The sequence below is a fragment of the Luteibacter aegosomatissinici genome (genome assembly GCF_023078495.1).
In the GTDB taxonomy this organism is placed as follows: Bacteria; Pseudomonadota; Gammaproteobacteria; order Xanthomonadales; family Rhodanobacteraceae; genus Luteibacter; species Luteibacter aegosomatissinici.
Window position 1 is genome coordinate 1486548 of sequence record NZ_CP095742.1, and the last position, 21767, is coordinate 1508314.

The 21767-nt window shown below is 65.8% G+C and carries 18 protein-coding genes; 15 read left to right on the forward strand and 3 right to left on the reverse strand.

Annotated elements, in window-relative coordinates; translation table 11 throughout:
• Positions 1-25 precede the first annotated feature (25 nt).
• From L2Y97_RS06550 to queA, 6 genes are all read left to right on the forward strand, one after another.
• Positions 26-1192, forward strand: coding sequence for a sensor histidine kinase (locus tag L2Y97_RS06550; RefSeq protein ID WP_247434529.1), 1167 nt, complete (start codon positions 26-28; stop codon positions 1190-1192).
• Complete coding sequence (locus tag L2Y97_RS06555; RefSeq protein ID WP_247434531.1) at positions 1189-2325, forward strand: sensor histidine kinase; 1137 nt, start codon at positions 1189-1191, stop codon at positions 2323-2325. Before L2Y97_RS06550 ends, L2Y97_RS06555 begins: the two co-directional genes overlap by 4 nt.
• Positions 2322-2924, forward strand: a complete 603-nt coding sequence (locus L2Y97_RS06560; RefSeq protein ID WP_247434534.1) for a response regulator transcription factor — start codon at positions 2322-2324, stop codon at positions 2922-2924. The genes L2Y97_RS06555 and L2Y97_RS06560 overlap by 4 nt, the downstream gene beginning before the upstream one ends.
• 79 nt (positions 2925-3003) lie before the next feature.
• Entirely contained in the window at positions 3004-4200 is a 1197-nt protein-coding gene (locus tag L2Y97_RS06565; RefSeq protein ID WP_247434536.1) for a DUF3142 domain-containing protein, read from the forward strand.
• Entirely contained in the window at positions 4197-6569 is a 2373-nt protein-coding gene (locus L2Y97_RS06570) for a hypothetical protein (RefSeq protein WP_247434539.1), read from the forward strand. Before L2Y97_RS06565 ends, L2Y97_RS06570 begins: the two co-directional genes overlap by 4 nt.
• Before the next feature lie 34 nt (positions 6570-6603).
• Positions 6604-7638: a tRNA preQ1(34) S-adenosylmethionine ribosyltransferase-isomerase QueA gene (queA, locus tag L2Y97_RS06575; RefSeq protein ID WP_247434542.1), complete on the forward strand. Its 1035-nt coding sequence runs from the start codon at positions 6604-6606 to the stop codon at positions 7636-7638.
• 51 nt (positions 7639-7689) lie between these two features.
• Here queA and L2Y97_RS06580 read toward each other — a convergent pair whose 3' ends face one another.
• The 3 genes from L2Y97_RS06580 to pdxR form a co-directional block, all read right to left on the reverse strand.
• Positions 7690-10845, reverse strand: coding sequence for an efflux RND transporter permease subunit (locus tag L2Y97_RS06580; RefSeq protein ID WP_247434544.1), 3156 nt, complete (start codon positions 10843-10845; stop codon positions 7690-7692).
• 2 nt (positions 10846-10847) lie between these two features.
• Positions 10848-12005 (reverse strand): efflux RND transporter periplasmic adaptor subunit, encoded by a 1158-nt coding sequence (locus L2Y97_RS06585; protein WP_247434547.1) that lies wholly within the window; start codon positions 12003-12005, stop codon positions 10848-10850.
• Between the two features lie 135 nt (positions 12006-12140).
• Positions 12141-13583 carry a MocR-like pyridoxine biosynthesis transcription factor PdxR gene (pdxR, locus tag L2Y97_RS06590; RefSeq protein WP_247434550.1) on the reverse strand — a complete coding sequence of 481 codons (1443 nt, stop codon included), beginning with the start codon at positions 13581-13583 and terminating at the stop codon, positions 12141-12143.
• Positions 13584-13655: 72 nt separating this feature from the next.
• On the opposite strand from pdxR, the gene L2Y97_RS06595 reads away from it, so the two are divergent.
• The 9 genes from L2Y97_RS06595 (at position 13656) to cheD (ending at position 21710) form a co-directional block, all read left to right on the forward strand.
• Positions 13656-14087 carry a GNAT family N-acetyltransferase gene (locus tag L2Y97_RS06595; RefSeq protein ID WP_247434552.1) on the forward strand — a complete coding sequence of 144 codons (432 nt, stop codon included), beginning with the start codon at positions 13656-13658 and terminating at the stop codon, positions 14085-14087.
• Between the two features lie 165 nt (positions 14088-14252).
• Complete coding sequence (locus tag L2Y97_RS06600) at positions 14253-14870, forward strand: FMN-dependent NADH-azoreductase (protein ID WP_247434555.1); 618 nt, start codon at positions 14253-14255, stop codon at positions 14868-14870.
• A gap of 105 nt (positions 14871-14975) precedes the next feature.
• Positions 14976-15293: an STAS domain-containing protein gene (locus tag L2Y97_RS06605; RefSeq protein ID WP_247434558.1), complete on the forward strand. Its 318-nt coding sequence runs from the start codon at positions 14976-14978 to the stop codon at positions 15291-15293.
• 15 nt (positions 15294-15308) lie between these two features.
• Entirely contained in the window at positions 15309-15671 is a 363-nt protein-coding gene (locus L2Y97_RS06610; protein ID WP_247434560.1) for a response regulator, read from the forward strand.
• A 41-nt stretch (positions 15672-15712) separates the two neighbouring features.
• Positions 15713-17695, forward strand: a complete 1983-nt coding sequence (locus L2Y97_RS06615) for a chemotaxis protein CheA (RefSeq protein ID WP_247434563.1) — start codon at positions 15713-15715, stop codon at positions 17693-17695.
• Positions 17696-17898: 203 nt separating this feature from the next.
• The gene (locus L2Y97_RS06620; protein WP_247434566.1) at positions 17899-18411 is read left to right on the forward strand and encodes a chemotaxis protein CheW; all 513 of its coding nucleotides are present in this window, start codon (positions 17899-17901) and stop codon (positions 18409-18411) included.
• A 45-nt stretch (positions 18412-18456) separates the two neighbouring features.
• Positions 18457-20169, forward strand: coding sequence for a methyl-accepting chemotaxis protein (locus tag L2Y97_RS06625; RefSeq protein ID WP_247434569.1), 1713 nt, complete (start codon positions 18457-18459; stop codon positions 20167-20169).
• A gap of 3 nt (positions 20170-20172) precedes the next feature.
• Positions 20173-21051, forward strand: a complete 879-nt coding sequence (locus L2Y97_RS06630; RefSeq protein ID WP_247434571.1) for a CheR family methyltransferase — start codon at positions 20173-20175, stop codon at positions 21049-21051.
• Complete coding sequence (gene cheD / locus L2Y97_RS06635; protein WP_247434573.1) at positions 21048-21710, forward strand: chemoreceptor glutamine deamidase CheD; 663 nt, start codon at positions 21048-21050, stop codon at positions 21708-21710. Before L2Y97_RS06630 ends, cheD begins: the two co-directional genes overlap by 4 nt.
• Positions 21711-21767: the final 57 nt, after the last annotated feature.

Sequence of the window (21767 nt, forward strand, 5' to 3'; positions counted from 1 at the left end):
TGCCAGCCCCCTCCCGGAAGCGCGCATGTCCACCTCGTGGTTTAGGCCGGCCCCTGATTCGCTCTGGCGTCGCCTGGAAGGCCGGGGCAAGGCGCGCATTGCCTCACTGTTCAACCTGGTGTGGGTGGTCTGGGCGTTTGCCGATGTCGGCTTCAATGGCAACACGAGTGGTGACTGGTGGTGGGTCACCCTCGTTTCGTTCACGGCATTCCTGGCGCTCTACACACTGGCGTACATCCGGCCCTGCCGGCACACCCCGTGGTACGGGCTGGCGATGGCGCTCCTGGGCTACGCGACGTTGGGCGTGAACTCCGCCGGCGGCACGTCGTACGTTATCTTCGCCGGTTCCTTCATGGCGTTTTCCGGTTCGCCCCGGGCGTGCGTGGCGCGTGTCGTCGCGGTACTTGTTGGCTATATTGTTGCTGCCAATGTCCTGCGCGACTGGGGCTGGCAGCCGACGCTCATCCTCGGCATGGTGTACCTGTTCGTCGCCATCGCGAACCTGCTCTGGCGGATCAACGGGCAGAAGGAATGGGAACTCAAACTCTCCCACGATGAGGTGCGCAGGCTGGCAGCGACTGCCGAGCGCGAACGTATCGGCCGGGACCTGCACGACCTGCTGGGCCACACCCTCTCGCTGATTACGTTGAAACTGGAATTGTCGCGCCGCCTGCTCGATCGCGATACGGAAGCGGCCCGTCGCGAGATGGAGGAGGCCGAGCGTGTCGCGCGGCACGCCCTGGCCGAGGTGCGCTCCGCGGTCACCGGCATTCGTGCCACCGGCCTTGCAGCGGAACTGGCTTCTGCGCGTCTGCTTCTTGGTTCGTCATCCATCGCTTTTGATTACATCACGGAAGTTCCCGTACTTCCCGCACGCATGGAGAACCAGCTGGCGCTGGTGCTGCGTGAAGCCGTCACTAACATCCACCGCCACGCTGAGGCCACCGCCGCCGATGCGAAGGTGCAGGTCGTGGGTAACGAGCTCACCTTGTGTATCGCCGATAACGGCCGGGGCACCGCTGGCGCGGAAGGCAATGGCCTGTGCGGCATGCGCGAACGTGTACGCGGCCTGGGTGGCACCATGAATTTCGAATCGGTAAAGGGCAAGGGCACCAAGGTGCTTATCCGCGTACCGCTGACGGCCGACGACCGGCGTGAGTTGCCCGAGGAGCCACGGAGGCTTGCCTCGTGAGCGCGTGGTGGACCCCACGGCCCGATTCCCTGCTGGGCACCCTGCGTTCGCCGACCTACCTGCGCTGGCAGGCAGGGCTGCAGGTGTTCTGGTTGATCGCGCTCATCCAGGCGCCGCTGGCGTTGAAGGGTTTTGATTGGTCATGGTTCGGGCCGACCCTCATCTCCATCGCGGTGTATCTGGTGGCGTATATCGGCGTGTACATACAGCCCCTCAACCGCCTGCCGTTTCACGCTGGCGCGATCATCGCCGTAGGCTTCGTCCTGTGGCCGGTGAATCCGCTGGCCCTGGGTTACGTCGTGATCGGCGTGACCTTGCTGGCCTATGCCCAGCGCGTGCGCGTCTGGCTGATCGGTCTCGTCGTCGCCACGCTGGCCGCCCTCGCCTGGGCCTATCTGTTCAACGTGCCGCTGATCCACGCGGCGATCATCGCCGGTGGTGGTCTTGCGGCAGGCTTCAGCAACTTCCTTTACGTGCGTGGCGCGCGCCGCGATGTGCAGCTGCGCCTGAGCCAGGCCGAAGTGAGCCGGCTGGCCCGCATGGCCGAGCGTGAGCGCATCGGCCGCGACCTGCATGACCTGCTGGGCCACACGTTGTCGCTGATCACCCTCAAGTCGGAGCTGGCCCGGCGCCTTGCCTTGGCTGACCCCGCGCGTGCCCAGCAGGAAATGGAAGAAGTAGAGCGAGTCGCTCGCCACACGCTGGGTGAGGTGCGCAGCGCCGTGACCGGCATGCGCGCCGGCGACCTCAACAGTGAGCTTATTTCTGCGCGGCTTATGCTCGAAGCATCGGGCATTTCCCTCAGCGTCGTGACACCCGAACGCATGGAGCTGCCGCCCAAGGCCGAAGCTGCGCTCGCCCTGGTACTCCGCGAAGCCGTCACCAACATCCATCGCCACTCGCGTGCCACCGAGGCGTGCGTCACCATTACCCGAAACGGACAGGATTTCTCGATGCGAATCACGGATAACGGATGCGGCGGCCTCGCCGCGCATGGCAACGGGGTATCGGGCATGCGCGAGCGAGTCAGTCAGATCGGCGGGCGTCTCGCCATCGAATCACCCGTGAAGCAGGGTACGCAGTTGCAGATTGCGCTGGCCCTCGTGCCCGCGTTGACGGAGCGTTCCGCATGATCCGCGTCCTTCTGGCTGAAGATCAAGCCATGGTGCGCGGTGCACTCTCTGCGCTGCTCAACCTGGAATCGGATATCGAAGTGCTGGGCTCCGCGGCCGATGGTGAATCCGCCTGGCGCGAACTGCAGCGCCTGAAGCCGGACGTGCTGGTCACCGATATCGAAATGCCGGGCCTCACCGGGCTGGAGATCGCCCAGCGCGTGCACCGCCACGAGTTGCAGATCAAGGTGGTGATCGTCACGACCTTCGCCCGCCCGGGCTTCCTGCGCCGCGCGCTGGATGCGGGCGTTAGTGGCTACCTGCTCAAGGATGCCCCGGCCGAAAACCTCGCCGAATCGCTGCGCCTGGTCCACCGCGGTGGCCGCGCGATCGATCCGCAGCTCGCACTGGAAGCATGGTCCGAAGCAGACCCCCTGAACGACCGTGAGCGCCAGGTGCTGCGCCTTGCCGGGGAAGGGCAGTCCGCCAGCGACATCGGCACCCAGCTCAACCTCTCGCACGGCACCGTACGCAACTACCTCTCCGAGGCCATCGGCAAGCTCGGCGCTGCCAACCGCATCGAGGCCTACCGCCTGGCCCGCCAGAAAGGCTGGCTATAATCGCGCCACCACGCCCCTGTGGTAGCGCGCTTGCGCGCGATGCTCCTGTGCGATCACCTATACCCGTAAGGCCACCGGATTGGCGCCCATCGTTCGTTTTTCAGCACTGGCGTTCGCGATCGCGCTGCTCATAGCCTGCGGCCGCGCGCCTGCGCCGCTCACCCACGATGCATACATCTGGCAGCGCCAATGGACGCCTTCATTGCGCAGCGCGGTCGATGCCTCCCACGATGTCGTCCGCGACTGGCGGGTGCTGGTGGCACAGGCATCACGCGATGGCCGCTTCCAGGTGTTCGCCCCTGATCGGGAGAGCCTGGCGGCCTCGGGGCGGCCCCTCATCCTCGTGGTGCGTATCGATGGACGGCTGGCGACGTTCGACGCCGCGGCCTTGCGCGAGCGCATTGCCCGCATCGCCGCGGACTGGCCGCAAGCGGCGGGCGTGGAGATTGATTACGACTGCCCGACGGCGCGCCTGCCTGCGTATGCGGCATTCCTGCGCGACCTGAAACCTGCCTTGGGCAAGACGCCGCTTTCGATCACGGCGTTGCCTACATGGATCGGCTCGTCCGAGCTGGACGCCGTGCTCGCCATTCCCGATGAATCGGTGTTGCAGGTACACGCCGTGCAGGCCCCGCAAGCGGGCCTGTTCAACGCCGATGTCGCAGCGAACTGGGTATCGAACTACGCCAGGCACACGCACAAGCCATTCCGCGTGGCGTTGCCTACCTACGGATCGCGGGTGAGCTGGAACGAGGACGGCACGCTGCTCGCGGTGGAAAGCGAACAGGCCGCGCTTGCGGCGGGCGCTGTGTCCTCCGAGCTCTATGCGTCGGCGGATACGGTGCTTGCGTTCGTGCAGCACCTCTCCGCCGACCGGCCGCGCGGGCTTGCCGGCATCGTCTGGTTCCGCCTGCCGACCACAGACGATACGCGCGCGTGGAGCCTGGCCACATGGCGTGGTGTCGTCACCAATCAGCTGGATCGCGCGCCACTTCGCCTGCACCTGCGCGATGCGGGTAACGGCGCAAGCGATGTGCTGCTGGAGAATCCCGCTGCCGCCGACGCGGCGGCACCCGCGCGCGTGGCCTTGCCCGCTGGCTGCGAACTCGCCGACGGCATCGATGGCTACCGCCTCGAACCGAACAGCACCACACCGATCCTGGTGGCCGCCCTGGCCCGGCCGTTGCGTGCGCATACGACGCGCGCCATCGGCTGGGCCCGCTGCCGCCCCGGCACCTTCACTACGCTCACCCTGCAGGGAACCCAAGTTTCATGATGAAGCACAACGCGCTCGCCGCCGGCCTTGCCCTTGCCGCCATCGGTGCCGTGGCCTGGGCCTGCGGTCCGGAATTCCCAACGCAGCTGCTGGATGACCGCGCAGGGACGCTCAAGGCCGCGCCCCAGAACACCTTCACCTTCGAGGCGCAGCATCTGCTGCCAGGTGCAGACGCGCTGGAGGCGGTGGAAACGCCACGCTGGGGCGATGCACCCGTACGGCCGGACTTGCCGGCCGGCCAGGCGGCCAGGGTGAAGAGCGTGATGGGTTCCGCCTCGGGCAGTGCCGCGTACGCGGCAGGCGAGGGCTTGCCTGAGGATGTGCGGCGCTACACCGCTGGAGCGGTGGACTACACCCTGGCCACGGCGGCATGCCCACCTACGCCGGACGATAACGACTCGGGTGAACCCACCGAACATCCCGTGTGCACGACCTTCGATACGGTGTCGCTCGATGCCGCGCAGGCCAGCTTCGAACAAGTGCTGGCGCTGCCGCCGGAACAGTCGAAGGCGCGCGGCGCGTGGGCGGCTTACATGCTGGGCAAGGTGCAGGCGTTGCGTGCGATCAAGGCTGCGGGGACGCCTGCGTTTGCGGGTGCGCGCGAGGCCGCGGCGAAGGCCTTCCAGCAAACCCGCGCCCGCGTTCTTGCGGGCGCCACGGATGCGCAGGGATTGGGTGTCGCAAGCTTTGGTGAGGAAGCACGGTTAAGCCTTTTTGTCGATAAGATGCTATGCGGCTGGGTCGCGTTCGCCCGCAACGACGCATGCACCGCCGATGTGGCACCGGCCGATCTCAAACACGCTATCGCGCTTTATGCCGCGCAGGCAGGGCATGGCTCAGGCCAGGCGGTGGATTCGCTTTCCGCCATCGCTGCCTCCGTGCTTTCCAACGACGGGCAGGCCGCGGCGATCATCGATGGCCCGGTGTCGCAGCGCCTGCTGGTGGCTTATGCGCTTGCCCGCGTGGCGCCACAGACCGGTGATGGCAAACCGATGCCTGCGCTCACCCAACTGGTCGACGCGATCCTGGCCAACGGCACCGACAAGGTCGCGTCCGCCGATCGCCTGGCCTCGCTGAGCTATGAGCTTGGCCGTTACGACGATGCCGAGAAACTGCTGGCGAAGGCCGATGGCCCGCTGGCGAGCTGGGTGCGTGCCAAGCTGGCGCTGCGTAAGGGTGACCGTGCGGCCGCGGCCGATGCGTACGCTGCGGCCGCGAAGGCCTTCCCGAAGGCCGATGATCCGAAGGCCCCGCTGGAGGCCGGCAATGTCCATCTGCTGATGGGCGAGCGCGGTGTGTTGGCGCTTTCGCGCGGGGAGTACACCGAGGCGATGACGCGGCTGTACGAAGCGGCGAAGGCCGTGGGCGGCGATGGCAACACCTACGAAGAACTCAGCGGTTCGGGCATCGGCTATGGCAACGATGCTGCTTACGTCGCTGAACGCGTACTCACCGTCGATGAGCTGAAGACCTTCGTCGATGGACACGCGCCGGCGTATTCGCCAGCACCGGCGGCTAACGACCAGCGATCGGCGTATGCCACCACGGGCATCGACGACCGCCTGCGCTATCTGCTCGCCCGCCGGCTCATGCGCGCTGGGCGGTATGACGATGCGTATCCCTATTTCCCCGCGGCGGGCGACAAGCGCTTCGGCGATGTCGACCTGGCGGCCAGGGCGAAAGCCTATGCCGACGCGATACACGAGAGCGACAGCGCCTGGACGGACATCGGCAAAGCCCAGGCACGCTATGCCGCCGCGAAGATCGCCCGCGACGACGGCATGGAGTTGCTGGGGTACGAACAAAGCCCCGATTTCTTTGATAACGGCGGCAGCTACCAGGGCGGAAGCGGGCAGACTGCCGAATCCCTGAAAGGCCCCGACGTTACCGATGGCGAACGCCAGCGCTTCAACGCGAGCGTATCCAGCCCGGATTACCGCCTGCACTACCGCTACCTAGCCGCCGACAAGGCCGTGTCGGCGGCCGACCTGTTGCCACCCCGTTCCCAGGCCTTCGCCGCCACGCTGTGCCAGGCCACGCACTGGATGCTCGAGGGCCCGCCGGACTACAACCAGGCCGCCGATGGCGAGGAGGGCAAGGCGCCCAACGAACGCCAGCGCCGCGCCGGGCAGTACTACGAGCGGTACGTGAAGCAGGGTCCGTACGTCGAATGGGCCGGGGATTTCGGCTGGAGCTGCGAGGAACCCGACTTTGACCGGGCCCGGACCCTGAAGCGGGCCCATCAGGCGGCGGCCGTGAAACACGTCATCCGCCGCTGGCTGCCGCTGGAGATCGGCCTGGGCCTGGCCGTCGTGGGCGGGCTGGCCTGGGTGGTCATCCGGCGCCGCCGGGGCCGGATTGCGCCATAATCCCAGGCCCCCGTCTGTTCCCCCGGCCAGTGACGTGAAGAAATCCGATTTTGACTTCGATCTACCACCCGACCTGATCGCCCAGGCGCCGCTCGAGCGGCGCTCGGGCAGCCGGCTGCTGGTGGTGGATGTGGAAGCGCGCTCGAAGGCGAACCGGAAGTTCTACGACCTGCCGGACCTGATCCAGCCCGGCGACCTGCTGGTGTTCAACGACACCCGCGTGCTGCCCGCGCGCCTGTACGGCCGCAAGGACACCGGCGGCGCGGTCGAGATCCTGATCGAGCGCGTCACCGGCGCTCGCGAGGCGCGCGCCCAGCTGGGCGTCAGCAAGAAGCCGAAGGAGGGCGGCATCATCGAGCTGGCCGACGGCACCCACATCACCGTGATGGGCCGCGACGGCGAATTCTTCATGCTGCGCTTCGAGATCGAGGAGCCGCTGGAACGCCTGCTCAGCCGCCTGGGCGAGATGCCGCTGCCGCCGTACATCGAGCGTGGTGCCGATGCCTCGGACATGGAGCGCTACCAGACTGTGTTCGCGCGCGAGCCTGGCGCGGTTGCCGCACCCACCGCCGGCCTGCATTTCGATGAAGCGCTGCTGGAAAAGCTGCGCAACAAGGGCGTGGATTTCGGCTACGTCACGTTGCACGTCGGCGCAGGCACCTTCCAGCCCATGCGCGCGGAGAACGTGCAGGACCACGTCATGCACCGCGAGTGGCTGAACGTGGGTGCGGAGCTGGTTGAAAAGATTCGCGCCACCCGCGCCGCCGGTGGTCGTGTCATCGCGGTGGGCACCACCGTCGTGCGCGCGCTGGAAAGCGCCACCGTTGAGGGCGTGCTGCGCCCGTTCGCCGGCGAAACCCAGATCTTCATCTTCCCCGGCTACAAGATCACCAGCGTCGATGCGCTGGTCACCAACTTCCACCTGCCGCAATCGACCCTGCTCATGCTGGTCTCCGCACTGGCCGGCAAGGAAGTGATCCTCGATGCATACCGCTACGCGGTCCTGCAGCGGTATCGCTTCTTCAGCTATGGCGATGCGATGTTGATCCTGCCGCCGCGGGTACATTGAAGCGCTGCGGCGGGAGCCCTTTCGGGCTCCCGCCAGTCACCACACGCGAGCTTAGTGCTGTTCAAGCTCCACCCAGGTTGCGGGCGTCGTTCCGGCAACCTTACGCAAAGCCACGTAAAACACCGGCGTCAGGAACAACCCGAACAACGTGACGCCAAGCATGCCGGCGAACACCGTGACGCCCGTCGCTGCGCGCACCTCGCTGCCGGCGCCGTGGCCAAGCAGAAGCGGTACCGAGCCCGCGATAAACGCGATGGAGGTCATGACGATGGGCCGCAGGCGGAGCTTGCATGCTTCCAGCGCCGCATCGACCGTGCTGGCCCCGTGGATCTCCAGTTCGCGGGCGAACTCCACGATAAGGATGGCGTTCTTGCAGGCCAGGCCCATCAGCACCACCAGGCCGACCTGCACGAACACGTTGTTATCGCCGCCGGTGAGCCACACACCGAACAGCGCGGCACACAGGCACACCGGCACGATCAGGATCACCGCCAACGGCAGCGTCCAGCTCTCGTAGAGCGAGGCCAGCACAAGGAACACCAGCAGGATCGAGACCGGGAACACCACGGCCGCCGCATGGCCCTGGGTCACCTGCTGGTAGCTAAGGTCGGTCCATTCGAGCGTGATGCCGCGCGGTAGCACCTTGCTGGCGATCGCCTGCAGCGTGGCGATGGCCTGGCCCGACGAAAGGATTCGTGGGTCGGTATCGCCTATGATGTCCGCCGCCGGGTAGCCGTTGTAGCGAATGACCGGATCGGGGCCGTAGGTAGGGGTGACTGTCACCATGGAGCTGATGGGCACCATGCCACCGGCGTTGTTACGCGTGTACAGGTTGCCAATATCCGCCGTCTGCTGGCGGAACTCCGCGTCGGCCTGCGCCATCACGCGGTACACGCGGCCATAGAGGTTGAAGTCGTTGATGTACGCGGAACCCAGGTAAACCTGCAAGGTATCGAACAGGTCGGTGAGCGCGACGCCCTGCGCCTTGGCCTTCTGCCGATCGACCTTCACCTCCAGCTGGGGGATGTTGGCCTGGTAGCTGGTCACGGGGAACGTCATGCCTGGCGTCTTGGCGACCTCGGCCTGGAAGGCGTTCACGGCCTCCTGTAGTGCGCCGTAGCCCAGCCCGCCACGATCCTCCAGGTACAGCGAATAGCCCGAACCGTTGCCGAGGCCCTGGATGGGCGGTGGCTGCAACGCGTAGGCGAACCCATCCTTGATGCTGGCGAGCTTGCCCGAGAGCTCTGCCGCAATAGCCGCGGCAGAGCGCGTACGTTCGCCGAACGGTTTCAGGATGACGTACGAGGCGGTCTGGTTCGGGGTGTTGGTGGCCTGCAGCGCGTTCAAGCCCGCGTACCCGTTCGTCATCAACACGCCATCGACACTACTGGCGAGGTCGCTGATGGTTTTGGTGACGTCGGCCGTGCGGGCGAGCGATGCCCCCTCGGGAAGCTTCGCGCCGGCGAACAGGTACAGCTTGTCCTGGGTCGGTATAAAACCGCCGGGCACGACCTGGAACAGCACGCCGGCCGCGAAGAGCAGCGCGGCGTACACGGCAAAGATGACGCCGCGCCGGCCGAGCGTACGCCCGACAACGCCGTGGTAGCCCTCTGACGAACGGGCGAAGAACCGGTTGAACCCGCGGAAGAACCCGCCCAGCACGCGATCCATGCCACGGGTCAGCCCATCCTTTGGCGCATCGTGGCCGCGGAGCAGCTTGGCGGCCAGGGCCGGTGACAACGTGAGTGAGTTGATGGCCGAGATCACGGTGGAGATGGCGATGGTGACCGCGAACTGCTTGTAAAACTCGCCGGTGACACCCGAGAGGAACGCCATCGGCACGAACACCGCACAGAGCACCAGGGCGATCGCGATGATGGGGCCCGATACCTCGCGCATGGCTTGATGCGCGGCATCACGCGGCGACATGCCTTGTTCGATGTAGCGCTCCACGTTCTCGACCACGACGATCGCATCGTCGACCACGATGCCAATGGCGAGGACCAACCCAAACAACGTCAGCGTATTGATGGAGTAGCCGAGCAGCAGGAGCCAGGCGAACGTACCGACGATCGATACCGGCACGGCGACCAGCGGGATGATCGATGCGCGCCAACTCTGCAGGAAGAGAATGACGACAAGGACGACCAGCAATACTGCTTCCAGCAAGGTATGGCCCACCGCATCGATGGATTCGCGGACGAACACCGTGGGATCCCACACCGGCCGCCAGGTGACACCCGGCGGGAACGACTTCGCGAGCTCATTGAACTTCGCATACACGGCGCTGGCCACCGCCAGCGAGTTGGCGCCCGGCGTCAGGAAGATGCCGACGCTGGTGCTCTCGTGGCCGTCGACACTGGTCCGCGTCGTATAGTCGCTCGAGCCCAGCTCCACGCGGGCCACGTCGGCGATGCGAACGACACGGCCCTGGTCATCGTTCTTCAGGACGACGTCGCCAAACTCTTCGGGGCTGCGCAGCCGGCCCCGGACGTTGATCGACACCAGGAAGTCGCTCTTCTTCGGCGAAGGCTCCGCGCCGAGCTGCCCCGCGGATACCTGCACGTTCTGTTCGCGCACCGCGTTGACCACATCGCTGGCGGTGAGCCCACGGGCGGCGAGTTTGCGCGGGTCCAGCCACAGGCGCATGGCGTAATCGCCGGACCCGTAGAGACCGACATCGCCAATGCCGGGAAGACGTGAGAGTTCATCCTTGACGTGCAGGGTCAGGTAGTTGCGGAGATATAACCGATCGAAGCGGCGGTCGGTCGATTCCACGCTCACGTACATGAGCGGCGTGGGTGATTGCTTCTGCGTGGTGACGCCGAACAGGCGGACATCGTCGGGCAAGCGACTCTGCGCCTGCGCGACACGGTTCTGCACGCGGACCGCGGCCGTATCGCCATCAATGCCGGGATTAAACGTGACCGTCAGCTGCAGGCTGCCATCCGAGCTGGCGACGGACTTCATGTACATGATGCCCTCGACGCCGTTGATGGCCTCCTCCAGCGGTACGGCCACCGAGTCGGCAATCTCCTTGGGGTTGGCGCCCGGGTAGGTGGCTCGAACCACCACGCTGGTGGGCACCACCTCGGGGTATTCGCCGGCGGGCAACAAGGGAATGGCAATGAGGCCGGCGGCAAAAATGATCACGGAGAGGACGATGGCGAAGATCGGCCGGTCGATGAAAAACTTGGAGAAGTCCATCGTCAGTGTGCCTCGTGCGTCGCGAGCGCCGTGGCATCCGCCGCGGGTGCCACAGGCGGAGTGGGCACCGCATGCACAGGCATGCCGGAATAAAACACCTTTTGTGCGCCCGTGACGATCACCTTGTCCGTATCGTCCAGGCCCGCAGTCACTACACGCATGCCTGCGATGGCTCGCCCAATCGTGATTTCCTTGCGCACGGCCTGGCCTTTGCCATCGACCACGTACACGTAACGGCGGTCCTGGTCGGTGAGTACCGCTTTCTCGTCGATCAGCCGCGTATCGACAGGTGCGCCGCTTTCAAAACGCACGCGGGCAAACAGGCCGGGGGTGAGCGTGTGGCCCGGGTTGGGAACGATCGCGCGCGCACGGATCGTACCGGTGGCCGGGTCAAGGCGGTTATCCAGGAAATCGACCCTGGCCGTGCGCGGGAAGCCATCCTCGTCGGCCAGTGCGATGTGCGCGGTGGCCGAATGGTCGGTACCGCTGCCGTAGCGCAGGTAGCTGTGCTCGTCGCAATCGAAGTAAACGTACATCTCGTCCTGCGATACCACGGTGGTGAGCAGACTGTCGTCGACCCGGGCGAGGTTGCCCAGCGTGAGCAGGGCGCGACCCGCGCGGCCCGCAACCGGTGCACGCACCTGGGTGAACGCAAGGTTGAGGCTCGCCGTGGCCACGGCGGCTTCGGCGCTGTGCACATCCGCCGAGGACTGATCCAGCGTGGCCTTGCTTGTGTCGAAATCCTCGCGGGAGATGTAGTGCGTTTCCACGAGCTTGCTGGCCCGTGCGAACCGGCTCTGCGCGAGTCGCGATGCGGCGCGTGCGCTTTCCAGCTGAGCCTGTGCGGTACTCAACGCATCGCGGTAAGGGCGCGGGTCGATCACAAACAGCAGGTCGCCGGCCTTCACCTCGGCGCCTTCGGTGTACGCGATGCGATCGATGTACCCGCTGACCCGCGGGCGTATCTCGACTGACTGGATTGCCTCGAGCCGGCCGTTGAATTCATCCGCAGCCCTTATGGGGCGGGTGACCAGCGAGGCGATGCCAACGTCAGGCGGTGCCGATGCCGCTGGCCCGTTGGCTGAAGGGTGGCACGCGGCGAGTAGGAGGAGCGTCGCGGCGGTAACGCCAGACAACGCGATGCGACATGGTTGGGCCATCGGGGCAGCGCCGGGGAAGGGGAGCACAGCAGGATGGGCCCGGCATTTGCGCTGCAAAAGGACCAACTTTGCGCATGTTCGCTGTACCAAGATGGTTAGCGCGCACTCGAATGGGGCCGCGAAAGGGCCCGGCATTTATCGCGCCGGCCATATCTCGCGCAGGCGCCGCACGGCTTCCGCCGCCGCGTCGGCATGCATGAAGTTAGCAAATCCCAACAACAACCCGCCATGCGCTGCCTTGCCGACACGCCAGTCGCTCAGTGCGCGGATGGCCATGCCCTTCGCGGCGGCCGCCGCCGTGAGGCGCCGGTCGCTCTCCCGCCCCTTCAAATGCGCAAGGATGTGGATACCGCCCGCTTGCGGCTGTACGTACAGCCGGTCACCGAGCACCTCGGCCAGGGCATCCACCACGTAGCCGCGCCGGGCGGCGTAAAGCGTACGCATCTTGCGCAGGTGCCGGGAAAAATGACCCTGCGCCATGAAGTCCGTGATCATTGCCTGCGGCACGATGGAACCCGGGCCGGACAGGTGCGTCACCTCATCCTTGAACGTGCCCACCAGCGACGCAGGCACCACCAGGTACGCCAGCCGGAGCCCAGGGATGAGCACTTTGCTGAACGTGCCCGTGTAGAGCACCCGGTCATCGTGATCCAGGCTTTTCAGCGCGGGCAGGGGGCGACCGTGGTAACGGAACTCGCTGTCGTAGTCGTCCTCGATGATCCACGCCTTGCGCTGGCTGGCCCAGTCGAGCAGTTCCAGCCGCCGGGGCAGGGAGAGCGCCATGCCCATCGGGCTCTGGTGCGTGGGTGTCACCACGGCGAACCTTGCGTTACCGGCGCGGCGAACGCCTTCCTCGACCACCAGGCCGTCGTCGTCGACGGGCACCGGTGCCAGGCGGAAGCCGGCACGCTCCAGGAAGATCCGCGCGAGCAGGTAGCCGGGATCTTCGTACCAGCCCGTATCACCGGCCGAAAGCAACGTTCGCCGGACGAGATCAAGCGCACCGCGGTAGCCGGTCGTGACGAACACCTGCTCGTGCGTGCATGCGATGCCGCGCGAAATGCCGAGGTACGTAGCGATGGCGCGGCGCAACGGCTCATGTCCGGACGGATCGGGGTAGGTCATGGCCGAGGTGTGCAGGTTGCGCTGGTGGCGGCCACAGAGGCGTGCCCAGGTCTTTCGCGGGAAGGCATCGAGGGCAGGCAGGCCCAACTGGAATGGTGCCATGCCCGTTTCGGCGAACGCGGTTGCCGGCCCACGTTCCGTCGCCGGTGAGGTGCTTACCGGCGGGACGCTTTCGCTAAGCGTGCCGAGCCCAGGCGCAACCACGGTCCCCGCAGCACCCCGGGTCAGCAGGTAACCCTCGCTGACCAGGACCTGGAATGCCATCTCCACGGTGCCTCGCGCCAGCCCCGTCTCGCTGGACAGCGCCCGGACCGATGGCACCCGGTCCCCCGGGTTGAGCCGGCCAGCCGCAATCGCGTCGCGTACGTGGTGGTAGAGCTGCAGGTACATGGGCGCGCCGTGGTCGCGGAGGGGCGTGAGCGCGCCAAGGCCTTTCGTCGATGTCCTAGTCATAAATCCCATTCTTGCACCTATGCCATGGGACATCAGTCTCCTACCGTAGGCCACGGACAACAAGGAACTCCCGTGGATACCTATCTGATCGGTCACATCGAAACGGACCAGGATTACCAGGCCTGTTTCGAGGTCATGCATGAACTGCGCCCCCACTTGCCCGATGCCGCGACGTTTGCGATGAGGGCGCGGCGCCAGGCTGCGCAAGGCTACCGACTGCTGGCGGCATGGCATCGCGAGAGGGCGGTGGCGCTGGCCGGTTACCGGATCATGGAGAACCTGCTGTATGGCCGGTTCCTCTACGTGGATGACCTGGTCGCCAGCGAAGCAACCCGTGGGCAAGGCCTTGGTGGGGACCTGCTTGCCGAACTTCGCGAGGAAGGCCGCCGGCAAGGCTGCGCGTTCCTGGTGCTGGATACCGCGCTGGCGAACGCACTGGGCCAACGCTTCTATTTCCGCCAGGGACTGCTCGCCCGTGGCATGCATTTCAGCCAGGCGCTGTAGCGCTGGCGGACGTGCGCGCGCTACTCGCGGATCGCTTCACCCGTGCGGCGATCGAAGGACTCTGCTTTGCCATCGAGCTGATGAACCGCTTCAACGCCCTGACCGTTGCGTACGCATGATCGTCGCGGCGCCGGCATCGCTTTCCTACTCCCTGGAGACCCACCAATGAAGATCCTGCATATCGATTGCAGCCCGCGTCCCGAGTCGTTTAGCCGGGCGCTCTCCGCCGGCATCGTGGACCGGATGTTGGATTCGCAGCCTTCCGCGACCGTCGTGCGCCGTGACCTGGGGCGGTTCCCCATTCCGCACGCGGAGGAGGAGTACGCGCGGATCCTGTCGTCGCCGGAGGCGCTGATACATGGTCAGGACAGCGAGGCGCTTGAGCTTTCCGAGCAGATCATCGCCGAGCTTGAGCGGGCTGACATCGTGGTCATCGGTACGCCGATGAACAATTTCACCGTGCCATCGGTGTTGAAGGCGTGGATCGACCAGGTCCTTCGCTTTGAACGCACGTTCACTGCCGCGGGCCAGGGCAAGAAGATCGGTCTATTGAAGGACCGGCCGGTGTACATCGCCGTGGCATCTGGCGGTTTCTTCGCCGGCGATCGCGCCAACCAGCCGGATTTCCTGCGGCCTTACCTCACGGCAGCCCTGGGGTGTATCGGGCTGCACACGCTGCACTTCCTGCCGCTGCAGGGCACGGCCTTCCTGGCATCCGATGCCATGGCCCAGGCCTTCGATGAACTCCTCGCCACCTTCGACAGCCTGGCGGCGGCCGCCTGACCCCGTCCGCGATATATCGCCCGGTGCATCGCGCAACCATTGCCTAAAGCTTTCCCCCCAAGGGCCGATAAGCCATTCGAACGACCCCCCGGGCACGGTAGAACCATGGCGAAGAAACCCACCCAAGACGCAACCCCGGCGCCGCTCGCGCTGGAAGCGGACCTGCGTATCGGCGCGGCTCCGGCCCTGCGCGATAGCCTGCTGGCGGCCCTCGAGGCCGGCAAAGCGGTGCAGCTCGATGGCGCCGCGGTGGCGCAGGTGGATACGGCGGCCCTGCAGGTGCTGGCGGCGTTCAGCCGCGATGCCCGCGCGGCCAGCGTGCCGGTGGCCTGGCTGGGTGCCAGCGATACCCTTCGCCGTGGCGTCACGGTGCTGGGGCTTAATGCATTGATTGAACTGCCGGCGCCAGCCGGCGTGAACTGAAGGTAGAGCAGACCGATGGCTAAGATTCTTGCGGTAGACGACTCGGCTTCCATGCGCAGCATGGTGGCATTCACCCTGCGTGGCGCCGGCCATGACGTGGACGAGGCCGATAACGGCCAGAACGCGCTCGATACCGCGGCCGCGAACAAGTACGACCTGATCCTGGCCGACGTGAACATGCCGGTGATGGACGGCATCACGATGGTTCGCGAAATCCGCACCCGTGCGGGCTACAGCGGCGTGCCCATCCTCATGCTCACCACCGAGTCGGACACGAACAAGAAGATGGAAGGCAAGGCCGCCGGCGCGACGGGTTGGCTGGTGAAGCCGTTCGATCCCGACCAGCTGCTGGCCACCGTGGCCCGCGTGCTCGGTTAATCCACTGATCCAAACGTTCCGGTTTATTCCAGGGTTTTCCCATGTCCAAAGTCGATCTGGCGCAATTCCACAAGGCGTTCCACGAGGAGAGCCTCGATGGCCTCGACGCCATGGAGCAGGCGCTGCTCGCGCTGGATGAGGGCGCGGACGATCCGGAACTGATCAACGTCGTGTTCCGCGCCGCCCACTCGATCAAGGGCGGCTCGGCCACGTTCGGCTTCAACGATGTCGCCGCGTTCACCCACGTGGCCGAAAACCTGATGGACGAGGTCCGTAGCGGCCGCCGCCCGATGGAAAAGGCCGTGGTGGAGCTGCTGCTCCGCTCGGGCGACATCATCCGCGACATGCTTTCGCTGCAGATGGCGGGCCAGCCGGGTGCCACGGCGGAAAGCCAGGCGTTACTCGCCGAGCTGTCGGCCATGGTTTCGGGCGGCACCGCCGCACCGGGCGCCGCGGCCGCGAAGGCTGCCGCACCCGCCGAAACCATCGAAGGGTGGGACATCGCGTTCCGCCCCTTCGATTACCTGCTGAAGACGGGCAACGACCCGGCGCGCATGTTCCGCGAGCTCGAGGCCATGGGCCCGCTCACCGTGAGCGCCGATGTCTCGACGCTGCCTTCGCTGAAGGATATGGATCCTTCGTCGTCTTACCTTGCCTACACGCTCGGTCTCTCCGCCGGTGCCAAGCGCGCCGCGGTGGAAGGCGTGTTCGATTGGGTGGATGGCGATTGCGACCTCACGATTACCCCGCGTGTTGCGGCGGCGCCTGCGCCTGCCGTGGCCGCACCCGCTGCGCCCGCCGCAGCCGCCGCACCGCGCGCCGTGCGTGATGTGGCCACCAACAGCGAGGCCAGCTCGGTCCGCGTGGGTATCGAAAAGATCGATACGCTGATCAACCTGGTCGGCGAGCTGGTGATCACCCAGTCCATGCTCAGCCAGTTCCACGATGGCGTTTCCGACGCCCAGCTGGAAATGCTCCGCCAGGGCCTGGCCCAGCTCGGCCGCCACACGCGCGAGCTGCAGGAAAGCGTGATGAGCATCCGCATGCTGCCGATCAGCACGGTGTTCAATCGCTTCCCGCGCCTGGTCCGCGACCTGGCGCAGAAGCTGGACAAGAAAGTGGTGCTCGACCTGCGTGGCGAAGGCACCGAACTGGACAAGACCGTGCTCGAGAAGATCGGCGATCCGCTGGTCCACCTCGTGCGCAACGCGATCGACCATGGCCTGGAAGTGCCGGCCAAGCGCCAGGCCGCCGGCAAGGGCGATACCGGCACGCTGCGCATGGAGGCCTTCCACCGTGGCGGCTCCATCGTGGTGGAAGTAGGCGACGACGGCGCGGGCCTGAACCGTGATGCCATCGTGGCCAAGGCCGTACAGCGCGGCATCATCGCCTCGGGCGATGGCATGAGCGATGACCAGGTCGCCGAACTCATTTTTGAAGCGGGCTTCTCCACCGCCGCCGCCACCACCGATCTCTCGGGCCGTGGCGTGGGCATGGATGTGGTCCGCCGCAACGTCATGGACCTGGGCGGCACCGTCGCCATTTCCAGCAAGCACGGGCAAGGCACGACGTTCACCATCACCCTGCCGCTCACGCTGGCCATCATCGATGGCCTCACCGCCGCGGTGGGCGAGGAAACCTACATCGTGCCGCTGGTTTCCATCGTGGAATCGGTGCAGGTCAAACCCGATGCGCTGCGCAGCGTGGTCGGCGGCGGCGAGCTGTTCCGCTTCCGCGACGAGTGGCTGCCGATCATCCGCCTCTACGATGTGTTCGGCTGCAGCGGTACCCGCCGTGCCGTCGATGAGGGCATCGTCATCGTGGTGGAAGGCGAGGGCACTCGCATCGGCCTGTTCGTGGACGAGCTGATCGGCCAGCAGCAGGCCGTGGTGAAGTCCCTGGAAGCCAATTACCGCCGTGTGGCCGGTATTTCCGGCGCCACCATCCTGGCCGATGGCTCGGTGGCCCTGATCACCGACATTACCGGCCTGGTCCGCATGCAGGGTCGCCGCAAGGCCGCCTGACCGGTAGGAGCCCACCCTGTGGGCGACATCTTCTCGCCCCATCGCGACAGGCCCTGAGGCGCTGTCGCGAACGGCGTCGCCCACAGCGTGGGATCCTACATGGTTGGTTTTCGGCAAAAAATTTCCACTCAAGATCTGGATTTCCCGGTCGATACCCCTTTGAGGGGTCCCGAACCGCCGCACCGATCCGCAGTGGGAACACAATGAACCAGCCAGCCAGCACCGCCACCGTGGCCGATGAAGCCGCGCAGTACCTGACCGTCAACCTCGGCAACGAGGAATACGGCGTCGATATCCTCGCCGTTCGCGAGATCCGTGGCTGGACGCCGGTCACCCGCATCCCCCAGGCCCCCGGCTACGTGCTGGGCGTGCTGAACCTCCGTGGCGCCATCGTGCCCGTGCTGGACCTGCGCCTGCGCTTTGGGCTGGCCCGCGAGGAATACACCGCCACCACCGTCTGCGTGATCGTCATGGTCGCCGGCCGCCAGTTTGGCGTGGTCGTGGATGCCGTTTCCGACGTGGTCGAAGTGTCCCCCTCGGGCATCCGTCCCGTGCCGGACATGGGCACCACCGTGGATACCGAATACCTGAAGGGCCTGACGTCCGTGGGCGAGCGCATGGTGCTCCTGCTCGACGTCGACCGCCTGCTGCAGCCGCAGGATGCCCAGATGCTGGAAGCCGCCCTGGCCTCCGCCGATACGAAAGCCGTGGCCTGAGGCCACGGTTAGCTCGCCTTCGAAAACCTTCGAACTGGAATCGTAATGAAGAAGTTGAAGCTGAAGATCCCCGCCCTGACGGTCCGTGGCCGCCTGTACGGCGTGCTCGGCCTGATGGCCGCCATGCTGATCGGCGGTGCCGCCGTCGGCCTCGGTGCCATGTACCTCCAGAACGAAGGCATGCGCCAGGTGTACGAGGAAGAGCTCGTCCCGGCAAACCTGCTTAGCCAGGTCAGCACGCAGGCACTGATGTCGTTCGTGGTGCTCGGCGAAGGCGCGAGCAAGGCCACCGACAAGAGCGTGGTCGCGCAGAAGCTGGGCGAGTTCGACAAGCTGCAGGCATCCATGAACAAGCTCAAGGATGACTTCAAGAAGATGCCGATGTCCCCGGACATCAAGAAGCTCTACGACAAGTGGCAGGCCACCAACGATGATTACGCGTCGGCCAAGAGCGATGTCATCGATGCGCTGAAGCAGGGTGACGAGGGCGCCTCCGACATCATCGAGCTTTCCGTGCGCCCCATCCTGATGGACCGCCAGGCACAGCTTGCCAGCCTGATCGAGGCCAAGCGTTCCGAGGCGCAGGGTATCTATGCCCACCAGACCTCGCAGTACCACGCCATCCGCGTATTCGTGGTCGTCGCGCTGTCGGCCGGCCTGATCGTCAGCCTGCTGATCGCCGTGCTCGTCGTCCGCTCCATCATCCGCACGCTGTCGCACACCGTCGACGTCGCCAACAAGATTGCCGATGGCAAGCTGGGCCACGATATCCAGGTGACCCGCAGCGACGAACTGGGCCAGCTCCAGGCCGCGTTCAAGGCGATGGACGAGCGGCTCGCCGCCATCGTTTCCGAAGTGCGCCACGGTTCGGGCTCGGTCAGCACCGCCGCGCAGCAGATCTCGCGCGGTAACGATGATCTGTCGCAGCGCACGCAGGAACAGGCCTCGAGCCTGGAGGAAACCGCCTCGTCGATGGAGGAAATGACCTCCACCGTCAAGCAGAACGCCGAGAACGCCAGCCATGCCAACCAGCTGGCCCGCGGTGCACGCGAGCAGGCCGAGAAGGGCGGTGAAGTGGTCGCCCAGACCGTCGTCGCCATGCGCGAGATCAACAGCTCCTCGAAGAAGATTTCCGACATCGTCAGCCTCATCGACGAGATCGCGTTCCAGACCAACCTGCTGGCGCTCAACGCCGCGGTGGAAGCGGCACGTGCCGGTGAGCAGGGCCGTGGCTTCGCCGTGGTCGCCACCGAGGTGCGCAACCTCGCCCAGCGTTCGGCGGGTGCCGCGAAGGAGATCAAGGGCCTGATCAACGACAGCGCGAACAAGGTGAAGGCCGGTTCCGAGCTGGTCGACCAGTCGGGCAAGGCGCTCGCCGAGATCGTCGATAGCGTGAAGAAGGTGACCGATATCGTCGCCGAGATCGCCGCCGCCAGCTCCGAGCAGTCGGCCGGTATCGACCAGGTGAACCACGCCGTGCTGCAGATGGATGAAATGACCCAGCAGAACGCCGCGCTGGTCGAAGAATCCGCTGCCGCCGCCCGCGCCATGCACGAGCAGGCCACCGAGCTCAGCCGCCAGGTGTCGTTCTTCCAGGTGAGTGGCGCCGCCGCTACCGCCAGCAAGGCCGCCCGCAAGGATCCGACCCAGCAGGAAATGGAAACGGTGTTCGCCTCGGTCCGTAGCCAGCCGGCCCCGGCCCGTGCCCAGCGCCAGGCCGAATCGGCCGCTGACGCCGGTGTGTGGAAGGAGTTCTGATCGATGAACGCGCTCGTCAACAACGGCGATGCCGCTGTGCAGGCGGGCGCGACCGGTCCGAGCCTCGGTGAAGCCGAGTTCGCTTTCCTGCGTGAGTTCGTGCTGCAGCACTGCGGAATCTCGCTGGGTGAGCACAAGCGCCAGCTGGTGCAGGGGCGCCTGCTGCGCCGCCTGCGTGCGCTGAACCTGCCGGGCTTCGCGGCATACTGCGATCTGCTGCGCCGCGACCCGGATGCCGAGCTGGGCGAACTGGCCAGCTGCATCAGCACCAATGTCACCTCGTTCTTCCGCGAGATGCACCACTACGACATGCTCGTGGACGAGTTGCTGCCGCGCTGGCTCGAGGAAAAGAAGAAGAACGGTGGCCGCCTGCGGATCTGGTCCGCGGGCTGCTCCACCGGCGAAGAGCCCTATGCCATTGCCATGGTGCTGGCCGAGGCCATGGAGCGCCTGGGTTCCACGGTGGATGCGAAGATCCTCGCTACCGACCTGTCCCCCCAGGCCCTGGAAGCCGCCCGCAAGGGTGTGTATCCGGTCGATCGCCTCGGCGGCGTGGACGATGCGCGCCGCCGCCGCTGGTTCCTGCGTGGCGAAGGCTCGTTCGATGGCTACGTGCAGGTGCACCCGCGCCTGCGCGAGCTGGTCACCATCCAGCCGCTCAACCTGCTGCACGAATGGCCCATGCAGGGCAAGTTCGATGCCATTTTCTGCCGTAACGTCGTTATCTATTTTGATAAGCCGACGAAACAGCGCCTGTTCGCTAGATACGCCGGCATGCTGGAAAGCCGGGGTTACCTGTTTCTCGGCCACTCGGAATCCATGTACGGACTCTCCGATGATTTTGACCTGATCGGCCGCACGGTTTACCGGAAACGTACATGAGCGACACGTTCGTCGCGCAGCCGCGGACTTTCGCCGGCTTCGACCCGAAGAGCGTCCTGCCGGGGTTTGAACACGTGCGCCGCTTCTGGGATCCCGCCCAGGAAGTGGTGACGGTGAAGATCCTGCCGGGCGAGTACTACGTCAGCACGCAGGAAGAAATGATCTCCACGGTGTTGGGCTCGTGCGTTTCGGCGTGCGTGCGCGACACGCGCCGCCGCATTGGTGGCATGAACCACTTCATGCTGCCGGAGCCGGCCAGTACCGAGCGTGATAGCTGGGGTTCCACCGTGGGCCGTGCGGCGCGCTACGGCAACGATGCGATGGAGCACCTGATCAACGCGATCCTCAAGGCCGGCGGCAACCGCGACGACCTGGAAGTGAAGATCTTTGGCGGTGGCCGCGTGCTGCAGACCATGACCGATATCGGCCAGCGCAACATCGCCTTCGTGCAGCGCTATATCGCCACCGAAAAACTCAAGCTGTGCGCCGCCGATGTCGGCGATATCTACCCTCGCCACGTGCAGTTTTTCCCGGTGAGCGGCAAGGTCCGCGTGCGCCAGCTGCGCTCCACGCACGACACCCACCTGGCCGATCGCGAGAAGCGGTACCTCAAGCGATTGGAAAACGATCCGATAAAGGGAGATGTCGAGCTGTTCTGACGCCTGCCGTCGGACCGCTCCGCCTCCGTTCCATGCCTGGCCGGCTTGCCCGCCCAG

Excerpts from the sequence above, each read along its gene's own strand:
- L2Y97_RS06625 (WP_247434569.1), top strand. The coding sequence starts at position 18,457 with ATGAAGAAGTTGAAGCTGAAGATCCCCGCCCTGACGGTCCGTGGCCGC.
- L2Y97_RS06570 (WP_247434539.1), top strand. The coding sequence starts at position 4,197 with ATGATGAAGCACAACGCGCTCGCCGCCGGCCTTGCCCTTGCCGCCATC.
- L2Y97_RS06605 (WP_247434558.1), top strand. The coding sequence starts at position 14,976 with ATGGCGAAGAAACCCACCCAAGACGCAACCCCGGCGCCGCTCGCGCTG.
- L2Y97_RS06560 (WP_247434534.1), top strand. The coding sequence starts at position 2,322 with ATGATCCGCGTCCTTCTGGCTGAAGATCAAGCCATGGTGCGCGGTGCA.
- L2Y97_RS06620 (WP_247434566.1), top strand. The coding sequence starts at position 17,899 with ATGAACCAGCCAGCCAGCACCGCCACCGTGGCCGATGAAGCCGCGCAG.
- L2Y97_RS06585 (WP_247434547.1), bottom strand. The coding sequence starts at position 12,005 with ATGGCCCAACCATGTCGCATCGCGTTGTCTGGCGTTACCGCCGCGACG.
- L2Y97_RS06600 (WP_247434555.1), top strand. The coding sequence starts at position 14,253 with ATGAAGATCCTGCATATCGATTGCAGCCCGCGTCCCGAGTCGTTTAGC.
- L2Y97_RS06615 (WP_247434563.1), top strand. The coding sequence starts at position 15,713 with ATGTCCAAAGTCGATCTGGCGCAATTCCACAAGGCGTTCCACGAGGAG.
- L2Y97_RS06580 (WP_247434544.1), bottom strand. The coding sequence starts at position 10,845 with ATGGACTTCTCCAAGTTTTTCATCGACCGGCCGATCTTCGCCATCGTC.
- cheD (WP_247434573.1), top strand. The coding sequence starts at position 21,048 with ATGAGCGACACGTTCGTCGCGCAGCCGCGGACTTTCGCCGGCTTCGAC.
- L2Y97_RS06550 (WP_247434529.1), top strand. The coding sequence starts at position 26 with ATGTCCACCTCGTGGTTTAGGCCGGCCCCTGATTCGCTCTGGCGTCGC.
- L2Y97_RS06630 (WP_247434571.1), top strand. The coding sequence starts at position 20,173 with ATGAACGCGCTCGTCAACAACGGCGATGCCGCTGTGCAGGCGGGCGCG.
- pdxR (WP_247434550.1), bottom strand. The coding sequence starts at position 13,583 with ATGACTAGGACATCGACGAAAGGCCTTGGCGCGCTCACGCCCCTCCGC.
- L2Y97_RS06610 (WP_247434560.1), top strand. The coding sequence starts at position 15,309 with ATGGCTAAGATTCTTGCGGTAGACGACTCGGCTTCCATGCGCAGCATG.